Source organism: Nodularia chucula CCY0103 (assembly GCF_963923915.1).
Taxonomy (GTDB): domain Bacteria; phylum Cyanobacteriota; class Cyanobacteriia; order Cyanobacteriales; family Nostocaceae; genus Nodularia; species Nodularia chucula.
In genome coordinates, this window is the sequence record NZ_CAWUOL010000218.1 from 1 (window position 1) to 653 (window position 653).

Sequence of the window (653 nt, forward strand, 5' to 3'; positions counted from 1 at the left end):
TAGGGTTTGCTGAATAAAGCCAAAAGCCAGAGAAATAAAGAGATTCAGGGTCAGAAAAGAGGAATAAAGTGGAAAGAAAAAGGGTAAAATAGGTAAAAACCCTTGCATTAAGATGCGTTAATATGTATCGAAAAGCGCATAAACAAGACACGCCGCCAGAAAGCTTTGAACTACCCTTTGGGGGAAAACTAGCCTCAGATAACCGTTGGGTAGTCTTGGCGGAAATAATACCTTGGACAGAGTTTGAAGCCGAATACGCAGCCATATTTACAGAACAAATAGGCGCACCAGCGAAAACATTTAGAATGGCATTGGGAGCATTAATAATTAAAGAGAAATTAGGAACAAGTGATAGGGAAACAGTGGAGCAAATCAGGGAGAATCCCTATTTACAATACTTTATAGGAATATCAGCCTACAGTAATAAAGCGCCATTTGACCCGTCAATGCTGGTTCACTTTAGAGAAAGAATAGATATAAATTTAGTCAACAAAATCAATCAAGAAATTGTCAAACAGGTGTTAGAAAAAAAACAGGAGGAGGAAGTAAAATCAAAAAAGTCAGAAGTCGAGGATTCAAAAAATCAGCCGACCAATAGGGGAAAATTAATATTAGATGCCAGTTGTGCGCCATCTGATATCAGCTATCCTACA

At 38.1% G+C, this 653-nt stretch carries 1 protein-coding gene; it reads left to right on the forward strand.

The genetic code is table 11. The annotated features are described in order from the left end of the window. Positions 1-122: 122 nt before the first annotated feature. The coding region (locus tag ACM0OP_RS24285) for a transposase (RefSeq protein ID WP_414530963.1) at positions 123-653 on the forward strand (531 nt) is incomplete at its 3' end.